Here is a 13,744-nt window from a genome sequence, read left to right as displayed (position 1 = left end):
CCAACGTGGTGAAAAGAGTGTTTCGTTTTTTTCTCATTTCTGAGAATTGCGAATCGTTTTTAATAAAATTCGCAAAGAGGAGACCACGTTGGCATTGAATTCAAATTACCCCACCCACCCTTATCAGCGATTTTACGGCCACTTAGATACCCCCCTCAAAGATGGCACAGATTCTGCTTTATGTTCGGGAAATTAAACTGATCGTGCTCACCCGGATAGCAGGTGAGAAATTGTCTAACTCATAATTCAGGGGCTGGAAGAATGACTGCAAAGATTCCACAAAGCAATATTTTAGACTCAATAAAAAAAACCATAAAGGACAACGACATACAATTTGTACGCTTTGAACAGGCAGACCTTTACGGTGTCTCAAGAAGTAAAACTGTACCGGTTGGCAGCTTCATGGATTACGTGGATAACGGCCTCAACTTCTATGGAGGACTTCTTGGGCTGGACATACAATCTCAGGTTCCAACGGGAACCGGTTATGCCGAAGAAGTTGCTTTCGAAGACCACTGCACAGTACCGGACCTTTCCACCTTTAAAGTGCTGCCATGGGTGCCCAACACAGCAAACGTGACTGTCGATCCGTTCTGGTATGACGGTCGTCCCGCTATGGCATCGCCGCGCCTTTTACTCAAAAAGCTGATCGATGAATTTGACAAGCTCGGCTACATCTGCCGCCTCGGTTATGAGTTTGAATTTTATGTGGTCGATCGGGAAACACGGAAACCTGTCTACGATGGGCAGCCGATCTTCGTTACACTTAAAAACAATTTCGACATCGATTTCACCTATGATTTGATGCGGAAGATGGAGCAAGCCGGAATAAAAATAATCACCCAGAATTCCGAGCACGGACCAGGACAGCAGGAGATCAATCTTTACTACAAGGATGGTATTGCTGCGGCTGATACAGCCTTTATGTACAAAATGGGTACTAAGGAAATTGCTCTGCAGCATGGCTATATCGCAACCTGGATGACCAAGCCGTTTATCGATTCCAGTGCTTCAGGAGCGCATTTCCATATCAGCCTGATTGACAAGAAAACAGGTAAAAACGCGTTTAACGATCCTGACGATGAATATGGCCTCACCGATTTGGCCAAGAATTTTCTGGCAGGTCTTTTAAAGCACGCTAAAGCCAACACAATATTCACCGCACCAACCATCAACTGCTATAAACGCTATCGTATCAATTCTTTTGCCCCGGATAGCGCCACCTGGGGAATGGAAAACAGAACCGTAGGTATTCGTATTAAAGGTGACCGTGGCGAATCAACCCATTTCGAAAATCGCCTGGCCTGCGGAGGTGCCAACCCGTACCTGCAGGCACTCTCCACTCTGGCAGCTGGTCTTGAAGGAATAAAATCCAAGCCGGAACTCCCCGAACCAGTACAGGATATCGCCTACGAACGCGATGACATCCCCGCACTACCAGCCAGCCTGGAAGAAGCAATTGCAGAATTTGAGAAAGCCACCGATCTTCATGAAATGCTTCACCCCGAATTCGTCAAACTCGTCCTTGCCGTCAAGAAATTTGAGGTGGAAAACGCCAAAGCCCAGTTCGATGATTATGGCACTCCGGAATTTAACAACCGCGTCGATCCATGGGAATGGGACTATTACATGGAACTCATCTAGCCATAACATTATCGTTCTTAACCAATAACATCGAAACACACGTTGCCAGTATGCCACAGACTATACCCGTTCTCGAACTTTCAGGAAATCCGTATGACAGAGGTGTCATTCACGGAAAAGCACAAAAAGATCTGATTCTCGATTTCATAGAATCCGTCGTTCAGGTTCATCAGGAGAACAACTCGCTTCTCAAAGTCGACAGGTCATCTCTCAATAGATTTTGCCTTCGAAACCTCGGCTTCCTGCAACGCTTCTCACCTGATCTTGTAGAAGAAATGTATGGTATTGCAGCAGGGAGCGGTGCCGATTTTGAAGACATCCTCCTGCTCAACTGCTTTCTTGAACTTGAAGATCTCAGAGCACCGGCACTCGGTGGCAGTATTATGCCGGATCAACTTTGGGGGTGTACCTCCTTCAACGTACCGGCGGAAGTCACTGAAACAGGGTTACCATACATTGGCCAGACCTATGATATGGAGAAATATTACCAGAAATATCTTACCCTGCTCAGGATCAGCAACGAGAACGGGCCAGAAATGCTGGTGGTAACGCTGGCAGGTATTCTTGGGCTGAACGGCATTAATAGTGCCGGTGTCGGTGCGGTAATCAATAAGGTTGTCGCCACCGATGCCCGGCCCGGTGTCATCTACCCCTTCATCATGCGCAGCGCATTGGCATCCGAGCGCATAGGCGATGCATTGGGAGCAGCAATTTTCACCCCGCGGGCCAGTGGTCTCAATTATCAATTTTCCGGTGACAGTATCGCCTTCTGTGCCGAAACCTCCGCTGCCCGCTACCAGCTGCTTGATTGCAGTAAAGGACTCGCCCATACAAATCACTTCGTCGGCTCAGAAATGGGCCAGTTCGAGACGGCCAACTGGCTCAGCCACGGTGGTTCAATGGTCCGCAAACAGGTGGCCGACACCTTCCTTGAGAAAAACAGAGGAAGGCTGACACCCGATCTCTTGAAAGAGTTGAGCGGTAACCACATAAATCATCCGCGATCGATTTGCGCCCATGGCTTTGATGGTGAACCTGAAACCACTGCTTTTCATACCATCTTCGGGGTAATTATCTCACCATCACAAGGCTGGCTGGAACTCTGCCCGGGAAACCCATGTCAAAACGAATATGTCCGCTATGAGCTATAAAATTCCACTTGGCAATAGAGCCGTCGTTACACAGGACAGCATAACATCCCAATTTTTTCCTTCAGCAGAGATAGAGCCGTGTCCATATGGGGAACAGCAGTTCGTCTAACCAGTTTTGAGCAATCTATGATCAACATTTTCATCACATACAGATGCAATCTTTCTTGCCCATACTGCTTTGCCAGGGATTTACAAAAAGATTTCCCGCAGGATATGTCTGGAGAAACCTTCAGGTTGCTTCTTAACTGGATGCGTCGGGCAGGAGTCAATACCGCTGCTTTCATCGGAGGAGAGCCGACCCTTCATCCGGGTCTGGTACAAATGGTTCAGGAAACTGCCGCCAGCGGGATCGCGGTAACACTGTTCACCAACGGCCTGTCCCCGGCTGAGCTTACTGAGCAGCTTATTCCGCATATCGACAATTTCGTTATCAATTGCAACAGTCGATCCATATACCCTTCAGAAAGCACGTTTGAACGTTTTCACGATAATCTTCGACTGCTTCAGGCAAAAGGGGCACGGGTCACGCTCTCCAAAAATTTCGCCCCTGACGATCTTGACCACGATTATCTGCTCGAAACAGCACAGAGTTATCAAATCAAGGCCATCCGCTACGATTTTTCACGGCCTGCCAGCAGCGCCACCAACACATTCTTCCCAGCGGAGAAAACCGGAACGTTGATGGCCTCCACTCTGTCGTTTGTACGTAAGTGCGAAGAACTTGACATTAAAACCGGTCTCGATTGCTGTATGAAATTTTGTGATGTATCGCCTGAAGAACTCAGCTATCTGCGAAAAGTTTCCATGAAGCTTACGGGAATCTGCCACCCCTCGGTGGATATACATCCTGATCTCAGCGCTTCGTACTGCCTGCCAATGCGCCATATTACAGTGGATGACGTCACTGAATTTAGTGGTGTGGACTGGCTTATCTATCATTTTTCCAATGCTGTACGTGAAATGCGGTTCAAAAATACAGACCAGAAATGCAACACCTGCCCAGATTTCATGCGTAAATGCCAGGGCGGCTGTCTCGCCTCCAGACAGCCTGCTCCAACTTCCAATTGCAACTCAACACCAACCATCGCCTGACCCATAAACGCTATGACTTCGAAAACAATTACAACCACATGCACCCGCGATTGCCCAAACACCTGCGGCCTTGTCGCTACTGTTGAAGACGGTATAATCACACGCCTCCATGGCTCACCGGACCACCCCCTTACCCGTGGACTCTCCTGCCACAAGACCTCCCGTTATCTCAAAAGGGTCTACAGCGATGAACGAGTCACCACCCCTATGATCCGGAAGGGCTCTGAATGGCATGAAGCATCATGGAATGAAGTGCTCGATCTCATCGCCGGGAAGATGAAGACAATCTGCAGGGAAAGCGGTCCGGAAGGCATTCTTTACTACCAGGGCTATGGTGAACGGACTGCCTTAAAACTACTGAACGGTTATTTCTTCAATCTTCTGGGGGGAGTTACCACCTTACGGGGTTCCCTCTGTGGCGGTACAGGGCAGGCATCGCAGAATCTCGATTTTGGCCGACGAATATCCCACGACCCTCTCGACCACCAGAATAGTAAAGCAATGATCCTCTGGGCACGCAACCCGGCTTCGACCAATATGAGCCTTGTGCCGATCGCCAGGAAAATTCGAAAAAACGGTGGCCGGGTCATTACCATCGATCCCTATAAAAACCGTTCATCCGCATTCTCCGACCGACATATTTCCCCCGCTCCCGGCAAGGATATATGGCTTGCCATGGCCTGTGCGAAAAGTATTCTCGACCAGGGCCAGGCCGACGACGACTTTTTAGAAAATAACAGTGTCGGGTTTGAGGCATACAAAGAGTTACTCGCGCAAAAATCCATAACTGAATTAGCACATCTGGCAGAAGTTAACGTTGAAGATATTAACTATCTGGCCCAAACGCTGACCGAATTCAAACCAACCTCCATTTTACTGGGCTGGGGTCTCCATCGCCATAAAGATGCTCATTTCTCAATCAGGGCCATAGATGCACTGGCTGCGATCGCAGGTATTATCGGCATACCGGGAGGCGGAGTAAGTCAGGGGTTTGAAGAGTATGGCCCTTACGACCAGCAGTACTGGGGAACTGAGCTCAACCCACCACGCAGAACGTTACTCATGCCTTCGATCGGGCAGGAGATCCTTGATGCTGACAAACCGAAAATTCGCATGATTTTCACCACAGCGTCAAACCCCGTCTGCATGGCCGCAAACTCAAACCTTGTTGCAAAGGCATTTCGTGAAACAGAATTTGTCGTCTACTCCGGTCACTGCATTGATGACACTGCCGACTTGGCTGATGTTTTTTTGCCAGCGACCACCTTCCTCGAAGAAAACGATGTGATGGCAAGCTATGGCCACAATTATGTCGGCCCGGTCAACAAGGTTATCGATCCCATTGGGGATTGCCTAACTGATTATCAAATGTTTGCAAAGCTGGCAGACCGCTTCGATTTCAAAGACCTCTTCTGTCGGGCGGAAAGTGACTGGCTCAACGACATATGTGCACCTATCTTCGGTTACGGCTGCAGTATGGAGGAACTCAAAACCGGTCCTTTCCGTATTCCGGAACCGATGGTCCCTTACCTTGACAGGGTCTTTCCCACACCATCGGGCAAATTCCAATTCATGACACAAATTGATGAGCAGCGAATAGACAACAGGCAACCAGGTTTTCCACTCAAACTCCTTACCGTTGCTGCCCATGATTTTATCTGTTCTGAGAGAACCATCAATGATCACACACCATTCCCGCAGGTTTTGCTTCATCCTGAAACAGCTGCTAAGTCAGGGATAAAAGACAATACCGTGGTCAGAATCGAAAGCCCGTCGGGGACCATCAAAGGTCTTGTACAAACAACCACAGATGCTCGACCTGATTGCCTGGTAACAGAACGAGGCGGGTGGATCAAAGCGGGGCACGGTTTAAACATCCTTACCGCAGACGGTGCATCCACGATCGGTGCTGGAACACCCTATTACGAGACCTGTGTCAGGATCTCAGTCATTGAAGAGGATTGAGATGTCCACCAGGCAACAGACGAGTTCGAACATTCTGGTCGTACATCATAGCGACGAGGCACCCTGTGGAATTTTCTGTGCGGAGTTAGCTGATAAAGGCGCGATCCTTAATACAATCTGCCCCTCCAAGGGAGAGCAAATCCCCACCTCTGCCCACCATTTTGATGGTCTTGTAGTGCTTGGCGGCCCGCAACACGCAACCGACGATGATAATTGGCCACATTTCACTCAACTCCTTGAGCTAATGAGAGTGTTTGAGCGTGCCCAAAAACCTGTTGCCGGAATCTGTCTCGGTTGCCAGCTCCTTGCTCGAGCCCACGGCGGTGAGCCGTTTCAACTCGGGTTTCTGGAATTTGGCCCGATTCAGCATCAGATTACCGAGGCAGGCCAGGCAGACCCTCTTTTTGCGGGTATCAATCTGCCACCAGTAATGGAGTTCCATGAGGATACTTTCACACTTCCGAAAAGCGGTGTGCTGCTTGTAGACGGGAGGCAATGCAGCAACCAGTGCTTCAAAGTCGGTCAGCACTCTTACGGGTTTCAATTTCATCTCGAAGTGGACCTCAAACAGGCGTATCAGTGGCTTGAACTCTTTGAACATGGTGCCATTCAAACGTATCAGAAGTACCTAGACGACTTTGAGAGCCAATACCTGAAAGAACTCTATACACAACTACCTGCGCATTTCGAAAAGTCCGAGATCTTTTCGAGAGAAATAGCCAGGCGATGGCTCAAACTCACACAGCAGCAATAGATCATTTACCAAACGACTTCAAATAGTATCGAAAATCTGTACCCGATCTGTACTACCCACGTATACGGCAGTTCTTCACCACAGATGTCTGCCGAAACACATCCCAACACGAGAGGAGAGGAGAAAATGACAACCCAGAAGCATGAGATTGAAAACGTTATAGACAGCTTTGAAGCCGGCACCATGACCCGTCGCAGCTTTATGGTCCGCCTTGGCGCCCTTGGTGTCTCCGCAGCCGTTGCGAATGCTATCAGCATTTCACCTCTTGGTGCCAGCAAGGCATTCGCGGCTATCCAGGGAGCTGAAGCGCGGGCCTGGGACCTCGCCAAAGCAGCTGCCGCCAAAGCGACAAAAAAGAAGCTTACCCTTCTTATACCAACCGGTTCCATTGGCAACATGACACCATACGCTGACAAGTGGAAAAATGAACTTGGCATTGAACTGGAGTTTATCGAAGAACCTGATGAGGTAATTCACACTAAGGGAATGCAGGAGGCTGTTGCCAAAACAGGTCGTTACGACATAATGATGCCTACTGCCATGTCGTATCCTGACTGGATTGATTCAGGTGTGATTTACGACCTTACCGAGTGGGTGGAAAAATATGATCCGGAAATTTTCCATGAGGAGTGGGGTGTAGTATTTCCGGCAAGCCACCACGCCCAGCTTTACAATGGCCGTGTAGCCGGTCTGCTCAATGACGGTGATCAGATTACCCTGCTCTGCCGTAATGACCACCTTACAGACAGCAAAAAGATTAAAGCATTCGAAGACAAGTTCGGCTATGCACTGGCCACCCCTAAAACCTGGCAGGAATATTACAACCTCGCCCAATTCATGCATGATCCTGCAAACGGATTTTACGGCAGTCTGGAATATCGCTCCCCTTATTACGTTAAATGGATGTTCATGCAACGTCTTATATCCAAAGGCCGCCTCTACTTCGATGGCGACATGAACCCGGCCTTTAACTCCGACGAGGGTATTGCTGCACTTGAAGACATGCTGGCGATGAACCAGTATCTCCACCCGGATGCATTCAGTTTCACCTGGTCCTCTAACTACAACGCCTTCGGCCGAGGTGAAGGTTTCATGAATATCGCCTGGCCATCAGGCTACAAATACTCAAAAGCACCTTCCACCGGTCCAGCCACAAGCGGCAACATCAAGGCAACAGTCATGCCGGCAGACACCTTGAAGGATGGTTCACTTCTCTATGCCGGAATGTTCTGTTGGGGCTACGGTTATGCAGTTTCAAAATACTCTGAGAATCCTGAACTCGCTTATGCCTATGCGCAGTGGATGACATCTCCAACCATTTCTTCAGATGCTATTCCTTATCTTGGCGGATACTCCGATCCATACAGAAAGAACCACATGCTCAAACCGACCAAACGACTTGTTGACACCTATTCTCCTGACTATCTCGATACGTTGTACAACAACATGGTCAATACCGTACCTGACTTCTGTATACCAGGCGGCTTCGAATACCAGGATGCCCTCGACAAGGAAGTTCATGCATGTATGACAGGAGCCAAATCCCCCAAGAAAGCTCTTGATAATGCCGCCCGCAAGTTTGACCGCATTACGAGACGAATCGGCAAAGACAAGGTTAAGAAGTCCTGGCTGGCCCTCGCTCAGAACCTTGCGGAACCGATCAAGAAGGCCAGTGGAGCGGATAGCTGGAAATAAGTATCTCAACTCCTGCGCCACAGATATCCTGAACAGCCTTGCAGGGCATCCATGATATCCCTCTTGCACCAACAGTTTTCACCTGCCTCAGAATGGATGTACATCAGCATTCATTCTGAGCTTAGGCACAGATACTCTATGAATAAACAAATAGATTCCATACAAACAACAGAAGCGTCCCTATCTTCTGGTGCTCCAGAACACGTTGCCGGTAAACCTCCCGGAAAGAAACTGCAACTGGGTACGACCTTGATGTTACCAGGGCAGGTAGTCTCACTGCTTGTTCTGGTGATGCCTCTGCTTGTCGCACTCTATATGAGCTTTACAGACTGGTCCCCCACCCGAGGTTCACTTTTTGATGCAAGTTTTGTCGGCTTTGAAAACTACAGCGAACTGCTCATATGGGATACCCGCTTTCTCTTCGCGGTATTGCGTACACTGATAATTTCAGTCATCTGCCTTTCACTGGAATTTCTTTTCGGGCTCGGCCTTGCTGTACTTTTTTTAAGAGATTTTAAAGGAAAATCTATTCTGTTCTCTGCTTTTTTGACTCCAATGATGATCCTGCCAGTGGTTGTCGGTTACACCTTCTGGATGCTCTTTCAGTCAAACGGACCCATAAATCAGATTATTGAAATGGTAGCCGGACAAGGAGCAACTATTGACTGGTTCAAAACCGCTCCCTGTGCTCTTCTCGCAGTAATCATCACCGAAGTCTGGCACTGGACTCCGCTCTTTTTCCTCATTCTTCTTTCCGGCTTGAATGCCGTACCGGAAAATCCGGTTCGTGCTGCAGTAATTCTTGGAGCAAACCCCCGTCAGGTATTCTGGCGTGTGGTACTGCCGATGCTGAAACCTGTTATTACCGTTGCTTTCGTTATTCGTTCAATGGAAATCATAAAGCTATTTGACGAAGTCTACATGCTCACACGCGGTGGCCCAGGCTCTAGCACTGAAACGATCAGTCTGTATATATACAAACTCGCTTTCAACGACTTTCAGCTCGCTTACGGCGCCGCCGCCGCCTTTCTTGTGTTGATCGGCTCACTCCTGCTGGTTCATATGCTGTTAGCACCTGTGCGCAACCAACTTCTTGAGGTAGACCGCTGATGCTTACCAAAAAACTTACCCTTCTCCAGGCATCCCTGATGGGAATAGCCCTGGTCATTGTATTATTTCCGGTTTTCTGGATTGTTATGACTGCAATCAAACCCCCGATAGACTGGAATGCCTCCCCCGCGATATGGATTCCATCAGATCCTACTGTTGCCAATTTCCAGACCCTTTTCGATCCCGGTGCACTGGGTTCCTATGGTGTGGGCGGGGTGAGTCAAACCGCAACAAACGCGGTATTTGGCTCAATCTTTGCGACTGTCATCTCCACCGCTCTCTCTGTAATCATCGGTCTGTGTTCAGCGATCGGCATCTCGAGATACAGCAATGGCAGTAAAGCAACGCCGCTGGTGATACTTTCCGGAAGAATGTTCCCACCTGCAGCCATCGCTGTACCTTTTGTCATTATTTTCTCGAATGTCGGCCTTATCGACAGCTATGCAGGCCTCATCGCTATCTACGTTGCTGTCACCCTTCCGTTCTCGACATGGATGTTGAAATCATTTGTAGATGATATGCCAAGAGAAATTGAGGAAGCTGCGATGATTGACGGTAAATCAAAGGTTATGGCGCATCTGACCGTTACAATTCCCCTCATCAAAGGCGGGATCTTCGCTACGACCATGTTCATCTTCATCCTCAACTGGTCAGAGTTTATGTTTGCACTGGTATTATCCTACACACATATCAACACCATACCGGTACAGCTTGCCAAATATGTTACTGCGACCGCCGGTACTCTCTACGGCGTGCAGGCCGCGCTGGCAGTATTGGCTATGGTTCCTCTTGTTCTGGCCGGATATCTGATTCAATCCCACCTGGCACGTGGAATGACATTTGGAGCAATTAAACAATGAGCAGAGCAAAACTGGAACTGGTCGCACTCAAAAAAGAATATGACAACGGCAACGTTGTAGCCGTTGATGAAATTGACCTGCATATCCAACAGGGCGAAACACTCGCTTTACTTGGCTCCTCGGGCTGTGGCAAGTCCACAACGCTGAACATGATCGTCGGCCTGGAATATCCTACCTCCGGAGATATTCTCATTGATGGGCAATCGATTATTTCTACCCCTCCTGGTCAGCGTAATGTTGGTCTGGTCTTTCAGGACTATGCTGTATTTTCCTCTATGACGGTGCGAAAAAATCTGGCGTTCGGTCTTGAAGTACGAAATAAGCGCAAAGACATCGTTGCCAGGGCCGTAGATGAAGTCGCAGAATTGCTGGATATGAAGGACAAACTTGATGTCAGTGCCCGTGAACTTGGCGGCTCTGAACTTCAGAGAGTGGCAATAGGCAGAACTCTTGTCACCAAACCCGAAATTCTTCTGCTCGATGAGCCGCTCTCTAACCTCGAAGCAGCTGCACGGCTGGCAATGCGTAAAGAATTGCGACGGCTACAGAGCGAAATCGGCTTGACAATTATTTATGTCACCCACGATCAGGTCGAAGCTCTCTCACTCGCCAATCGCATTGCGGTAATGAATAACGGTAAAATTCTGCAAGCAGAGGAAACCACCAAAATTTGTGAAAGACCAGATCACACCTTCGTCGCTGGTTTTCTCGGTTCCCCCCCGATGAATCTCATCCAGGGGAATTTTCGCACCGGCGACAGCACCATTCTCTTTGAAAAAAATTCTTTTGAAATTCCTGTTACATTTGCAACTACAACGCCCTCGTTCCCAGATGGCCGTTTTACACTGGGTATTCGCCCTGAAGAGATCAAGCTTGTCGATCCGACCACGGCACAAACTCATGGCACAGTTGTACTCACAGAGCCTCGTGGTCCTGAAACCATTGTTACGATCAGAAGCAACTCTGTAGACCTCAAAGCTGTTGCCCCATCCACCACCGAAGTTATAGAAGGCGACAAAGTCGGCATCCATGTTGATCCGCAAACTTTGGTCTATTTTAATAATGATACCAATCGCTGTGTTGATCTCAGCTTTTAAGGAGAATAGGTGAAATGAACTGCGCACTTTCTCAAGATGGCTATCGCCCTCCAACACTCGATATTGCCCATTTGTCGAAATCCTTCCGCAACAAACAGGCTCTCACTGATGTTGAGTTTTCTGTTCCTTCCGGGTCGCTGACCGTCATCCTCGGCCCGGCCGGTGCCGGCAAAACAACTATGCTTCGATTGATTGCTGGGCTGGAAACACCTGACTGCGGCTCAATTACTCTATCGGGAAAAGATGCGCTGGGCTTACAGCCTAAAGACCGCGATGTGGCAATGATTTTTGACAATATTGCCCTTTATCCAAACAAAACAGGATACGAAAACATCGCCAGTCCCCTTCAGATACGCAAAGAACAAAAGGATGAGATAGAACAAAAAGTCACGGAAGTTTCTAACACCTTGAAAATTTCTCATATTCTCAACAGGCTGCCCAAAACCATGAGTGGCGGCGAAAGACAGAGAATTGCTCTAGGTCGTGCCTTGATTCGTTCTCCCCAGATCTTTTTGCTTGATGAACCACTCTCCAGCCTTGATGCCAAACTACGGATAGAATTACGGGCTGAGTTGCGGCGTCTCCAGCAGGAGCTTGGTTATACGTTTCTGCTGACCACACCGGATTTTCAGGAAGCAATGGCCATTGCCGACACAGTCATAATGCTGCGGGAAGGCCGAATTGTTCAAATAGCCTCACCTCAGGAACTTTACGACAACCCGGTAGATCTTGAAGTAGCACGCTTCATCGGTGCACCACAAATCAATGTCTGCAAGGCCACAATTGTGGCTGGTTGCAATAAACTCCAGCTTATTGATTCCGATCTGGAAGTTGATCTGCCATCCCATCTTGAACATCTCAGCGTAGCCGGACCTGAAACATTTCAAGTCGGAATTCGTCCTGAAAACATAGAGGTTGTTTCAAGAGATAATGGCCAGTTCACAGCGAGAATAGTCGATATTGAACCACTCGGCCTCAAGGCTATTCTAACTCTATATAACAGCGGCATTGAGTTTCGGGCTATCGTCTCGAATTCAACCACTCAGGCTATAACACTCGGTGAGGACTTAGGTGTAATTATTCATCCCGAGAAAATGCTCGCCTTTGACACCACAGCAACGACTCGTCTATAAGTGCATACCGCCAATTCCCTCTCCCCGGTGAGCCGCCACCTTTTCCCTCTTCGGCTTACCGGGGTTCCCTCTATCTCAAGAAACAGATTTTCCCTTATCACGGGAGCATAAGTAGAGCAATACCTGTGGCATTATAGGCACCAGCTATCGCGCGCCACGCAAGCTGCGGCCCACCTCCCACAATCTCTTCACCACATCAACAGGCCAACTCCCGCCACCGCAACGAAAGCACCACAAATAGCTCTGAGAGATACTTTTTCCTTATGCAGGAAAATTGCGAAAGGAATAATGGTGACCGGCACCAGTGACAACAGGGTCGACGCCACACCGGTTGACAGGTAATGCAACGTTAACAGTGACAATGACACTCCCAGAAACGGGCCGACAAAGGTACCGCCAATAATAATCGCCATCACCCGCCTGTTTTTCAGTACTGAACCGAAGCCACGCCACTTACCTCTTACGGTAAATAACAGGATAAAGCAGAAGAAGGCCGCAATCGCCCGGATCTGGGTTGCTGAAAAGGCATCGAGATAACCGTCTGCAGTCTGCATCCCCGCCTTGCTGAGCACAAATCCACCCGCCTGCCCCAGCAACCCACCAAGGCTGAACATCAGGGCCTTGGCCGTTACCTGGTTGCCTTTCACAGTGGCCGGACTCTGGGCAGGCTGCCGCTCTAAAATGACAATGGCTACACCGGCAAGCGTCACCAGAATACCTGCCCACTGCTGCAGATTGTAATTCTCGCTCAAAAACATCCAGCCGATAATCGCTGCGGCCGGGGCACTGAGGCTTTGCAGCAGCATGGCAATTCGTGGGCCCATCATGACCAGGGCCTTAAACAGGCAGTAGTCGCCTATGAAAAAACCGACCACTCCGGAAAGTAAAAGATAGTTCCACGCTTCGGGTGGAAAGTGGGTAGGGATCGGAGAACCGTCACGAATGGTCAAAAAGACCGAGAAGATCAGCAGCGCAACTGTAATGCGAACGATATTGACCGCTGTGGCTCCCACCTCTTTTGAGGCGGTGCCGAAGCATTGCACGCTGATAGTCCAGCAAAGTACGGTGACGATGGCAATCGTCTCTCCAAAAAATGGCATGGATACACTCGGAACAAGATCGAAAAAAGCACCGTATAGCTCTAATAATTCGAGATTATACAGAATAAAGGGAGAGCCCCCGCACTGCCCCCAATTAACCGACTGGATACTCAGGCATGTTCTATACCGAGAGCGAACATGGG

The 13,744-nt window shown here is 49.0% G+C and carries 11 protein-coding genes; 10 read left to right on the top strand and 1 reads right to left on the bottom strand.

Going from position 1 to position 13,744, the window contains the following annotated elements; all coding sequences use genetic code 11:
• The first annotated feature begins 261 nt into the window (after positions 1–261).
• The 10 genes from ACN5NT_RS14945 to ACN5NT_RS14900 all read left to right on the top strand — a co-directional run bounded on the left by ACN5NT_RS14945 (position 262) and on the right by ACN5NT_RS14900 (position 12,501).
• The gene (locus tag ACN5NT_RS14945) at positions 262–1,644 is read left to right on the top strand and encodes a glutamine synthetase family protein (protein ID WP_419175963.1); all 1,383 of its coding nucleotides are present in this window, start codon (positions 262–264) and stop codon (positions 1,642–1,644) included.
• 50 nt (positions 1,645–1,694) lie between these two features.
• Positions 1,695–2,795, top strand: a complete 1,101-nt coding sequence (locus ACN5NT_RS14940; RefSeq protein ID WP_419175962.1) for a C45 family autoproteolytic acyltransferase/hydolase — start codon at positions 1,695–1,697, stop codon at positions 2,793–2,795.
• A gap of 126 nt (positions 2,796–2,921) precedes the next feature.
• Complete coding sequence (locus ACN5NT_RS14935) at positions 2,922–3,887, top strand: radical SAM protein (RefSeq protein ID WP_419175961.1); 966 nt, start codon at positions 2,922–2,924, stop codon at positions 3,885–3,887.
• A 12-nt stretch (positions 3,888–3,899) separates the two neighbouring features.
• Positions 3,900–5,852: a molybdopterin-dependent oxidoreductase gene (locus ACN5NT_RS14930; RefSeq protein ID WP_419175960.1), complete on the top strand. Its 1,953-nt coding sequence runs from the start codon at positions 3,900–3,902 to the stop codon at positions 5,850–5,852.
• Between the two features lies 1 nt (position 5,853).
• Entirely contained in the window at positions 5,854–6,606 is a 753-nt protein-coding gene (locus tag ACN5NT_RS14925) for a type 1 glutamine amidotransferase (RefSeq protein WP_419175959.1), read from the top strand.
• 126 nt (positions 6,607–6,732) lie between these two features.
• On the top strand, positions 6,733–8,301 hold the full coding sequence (locus ACN5NT_RS14920; RefSeq protein ID WP_419175958.1) for an extracellular solute-binding protein: 1,569 nt from the start codon (positions 6,733–6,735) through the stop codon (positions 8,299–8,301).
• Positions 8,302–8,439: 138 nt separating this feature from the next.
• The gene (locus ACN5NT_RS14915; RefSeq protein WP_419175957.1) at positions 8,440–9,411 is read left to right on the top strand and encodes a carbohydrate ABC transporter permease; all 972 of its coding nucleotides are present in this window, start codon (positions 8,440–8,442) and stop codon (positions 9,409–9,411) included.
• The gene (locus tag ACN5NT_RS14910; RefSeq protein WP_419175956.1) at positions 9,411–10,271 is read left to right on the top strand and encodes a carbohydrate ABC transporter permease; all 861 of its coding nucleotides are present in this window, start codon (positions 9,411–9,413) and stop codon (positions 10,269–10,271) included. The genes ACN5NT_RS14915 and ACN5NT_RS14910 overlap by 1 nt, the downstream gene beginning before the upstream one ends.
• A complete protein-coding gene (locus tag ACN5NT_RS14905; protein ID WP_419175955.1) occupies positions 10,268–11,368 on the top strand; it encodes an ABC transporter ATP-binding protein in 1,101 nt (366 codons plus the stop codon). Before ACN5NT_RS14910 ends, ACN5NT_RS14905 begins: the two co-directional genes overlap by 4 nt.
• A gap of 14 nt (positions 11,369–11,382) precedes the next feature.
• On the top strand, positions 11,383–12,501 hold the full coding sequence (locus tag ACN5NT_RS14900; RefSeq protein ID WP_419175954.1) for an ABC transporter ATP-binding protein: 1,119 nt from the start codon (positions 11,383–11,385) through the stop codon (positions 12,499–12,501).
• 188 nt (positions 12,502–12,689) lie between these two features.
• Here ACN5NT_RS14900 and ACN5NT_RS14895 read toward each other — a convergent pair whose 3' ends face one another.
• Entirely contained in the window at positions 12,690–13,601 is a 912-nt protein-coding gene (locus tag ACN5NT_RS14895; RefSeq protein ID WP_419175953.1) for a DMT family transporter, read from the bottom strand.
• Positions 13,602–13,744: the final 143 nt, after the last annotated feature.

This window comes from Desulfosediminicola sp., assembly GCF_048381775.1.
Classification (GTDB): Bacteria; Desulfobacterota; Desulfobulbia; order Desulfobulbales; family Desulfocapsaceae; genus Desulfopila; species Desulfopila ganghwensis.
Note: the sequence above shows the minus strand (reverse complement) of the source record. Positions and strands in the feature narration are given on the sequence as shown.

Coding starts and splice junctions, on each gene's coding strand:
- ACN5NT_RS14935 (WP_419175961.1), top strand. CDS start 2,922: ATGATCAACATTTTCATCACATACAGATGCAATCTTTCTTGCCCATAC.
- ACN5NT_RS14925 (WP_419175959.1), top strand. CDS start 5,854: ATGTCCACCAGGCAACAGACGAGTTCGAACATTCTGGTCGTACATCAT.
- ACN5NT_RS14895 (WP_419175953.1), bottom strand. CDS start 13,601: ATGCCATTTTTTGGAGAGACGATTGCCATCGTCACCGTACTTTGCTGG.
- ACN5NT_RS14945 (WP_419175963.1), top strand. CDS start 262: ATGACTGCAAAGATTCCACAAAGCAATATTTTAGACTCAATAAAAAAA.
- ACN5NT_RS14900 (WP_419175954.1), top strand. CDS start 11,383: ATGAACTGCGCACTTTCTCAAGATGGCTATCGCCCTCCAACACTCGAT.
- ACN5NT_RS14920 (WP_419175958.1), top strand. CDS start 6,733: ATGACAACCCAGAAGCATGAGATTGAAAACGTTATAGACAGCTTTGAA.
- ACN5NT_RS14930 (WP_419175960.1), top strand. CDS start 3,900: ATGACTTCGAAAACAATTACAACCACATGCACCCGCGATTGCCCAAAC.
- ACN5NT_RS14940 (WP_419175962.1), top strand. CDS start 1,695: ATGCCACAGACTATACCCGTTCTCGAACTTTCAGGAAATCCGTATGAC.
- ACN5NT_RS14915 (WP_419175957.1), top strand. CDS start 8,440: ATGAATAAACAAATAGATTCCATACAAACAACAGAAGCGTCCCTATCT.
- ACN5NT_RS14910 (WP_419175956.1), top strand. CDS start 9,411: ATGCTTACCAAAAAACTTACCCTTCTCCAGGCATCCCTGATGGGAATA.
- ACN5NT_RS14905 (WP_419175955.1), top strand. CDS start 10,268: ATGAGCAGAGCAAAACTGGAACTGGTCGCACTCAAAAAAGAATATGAC.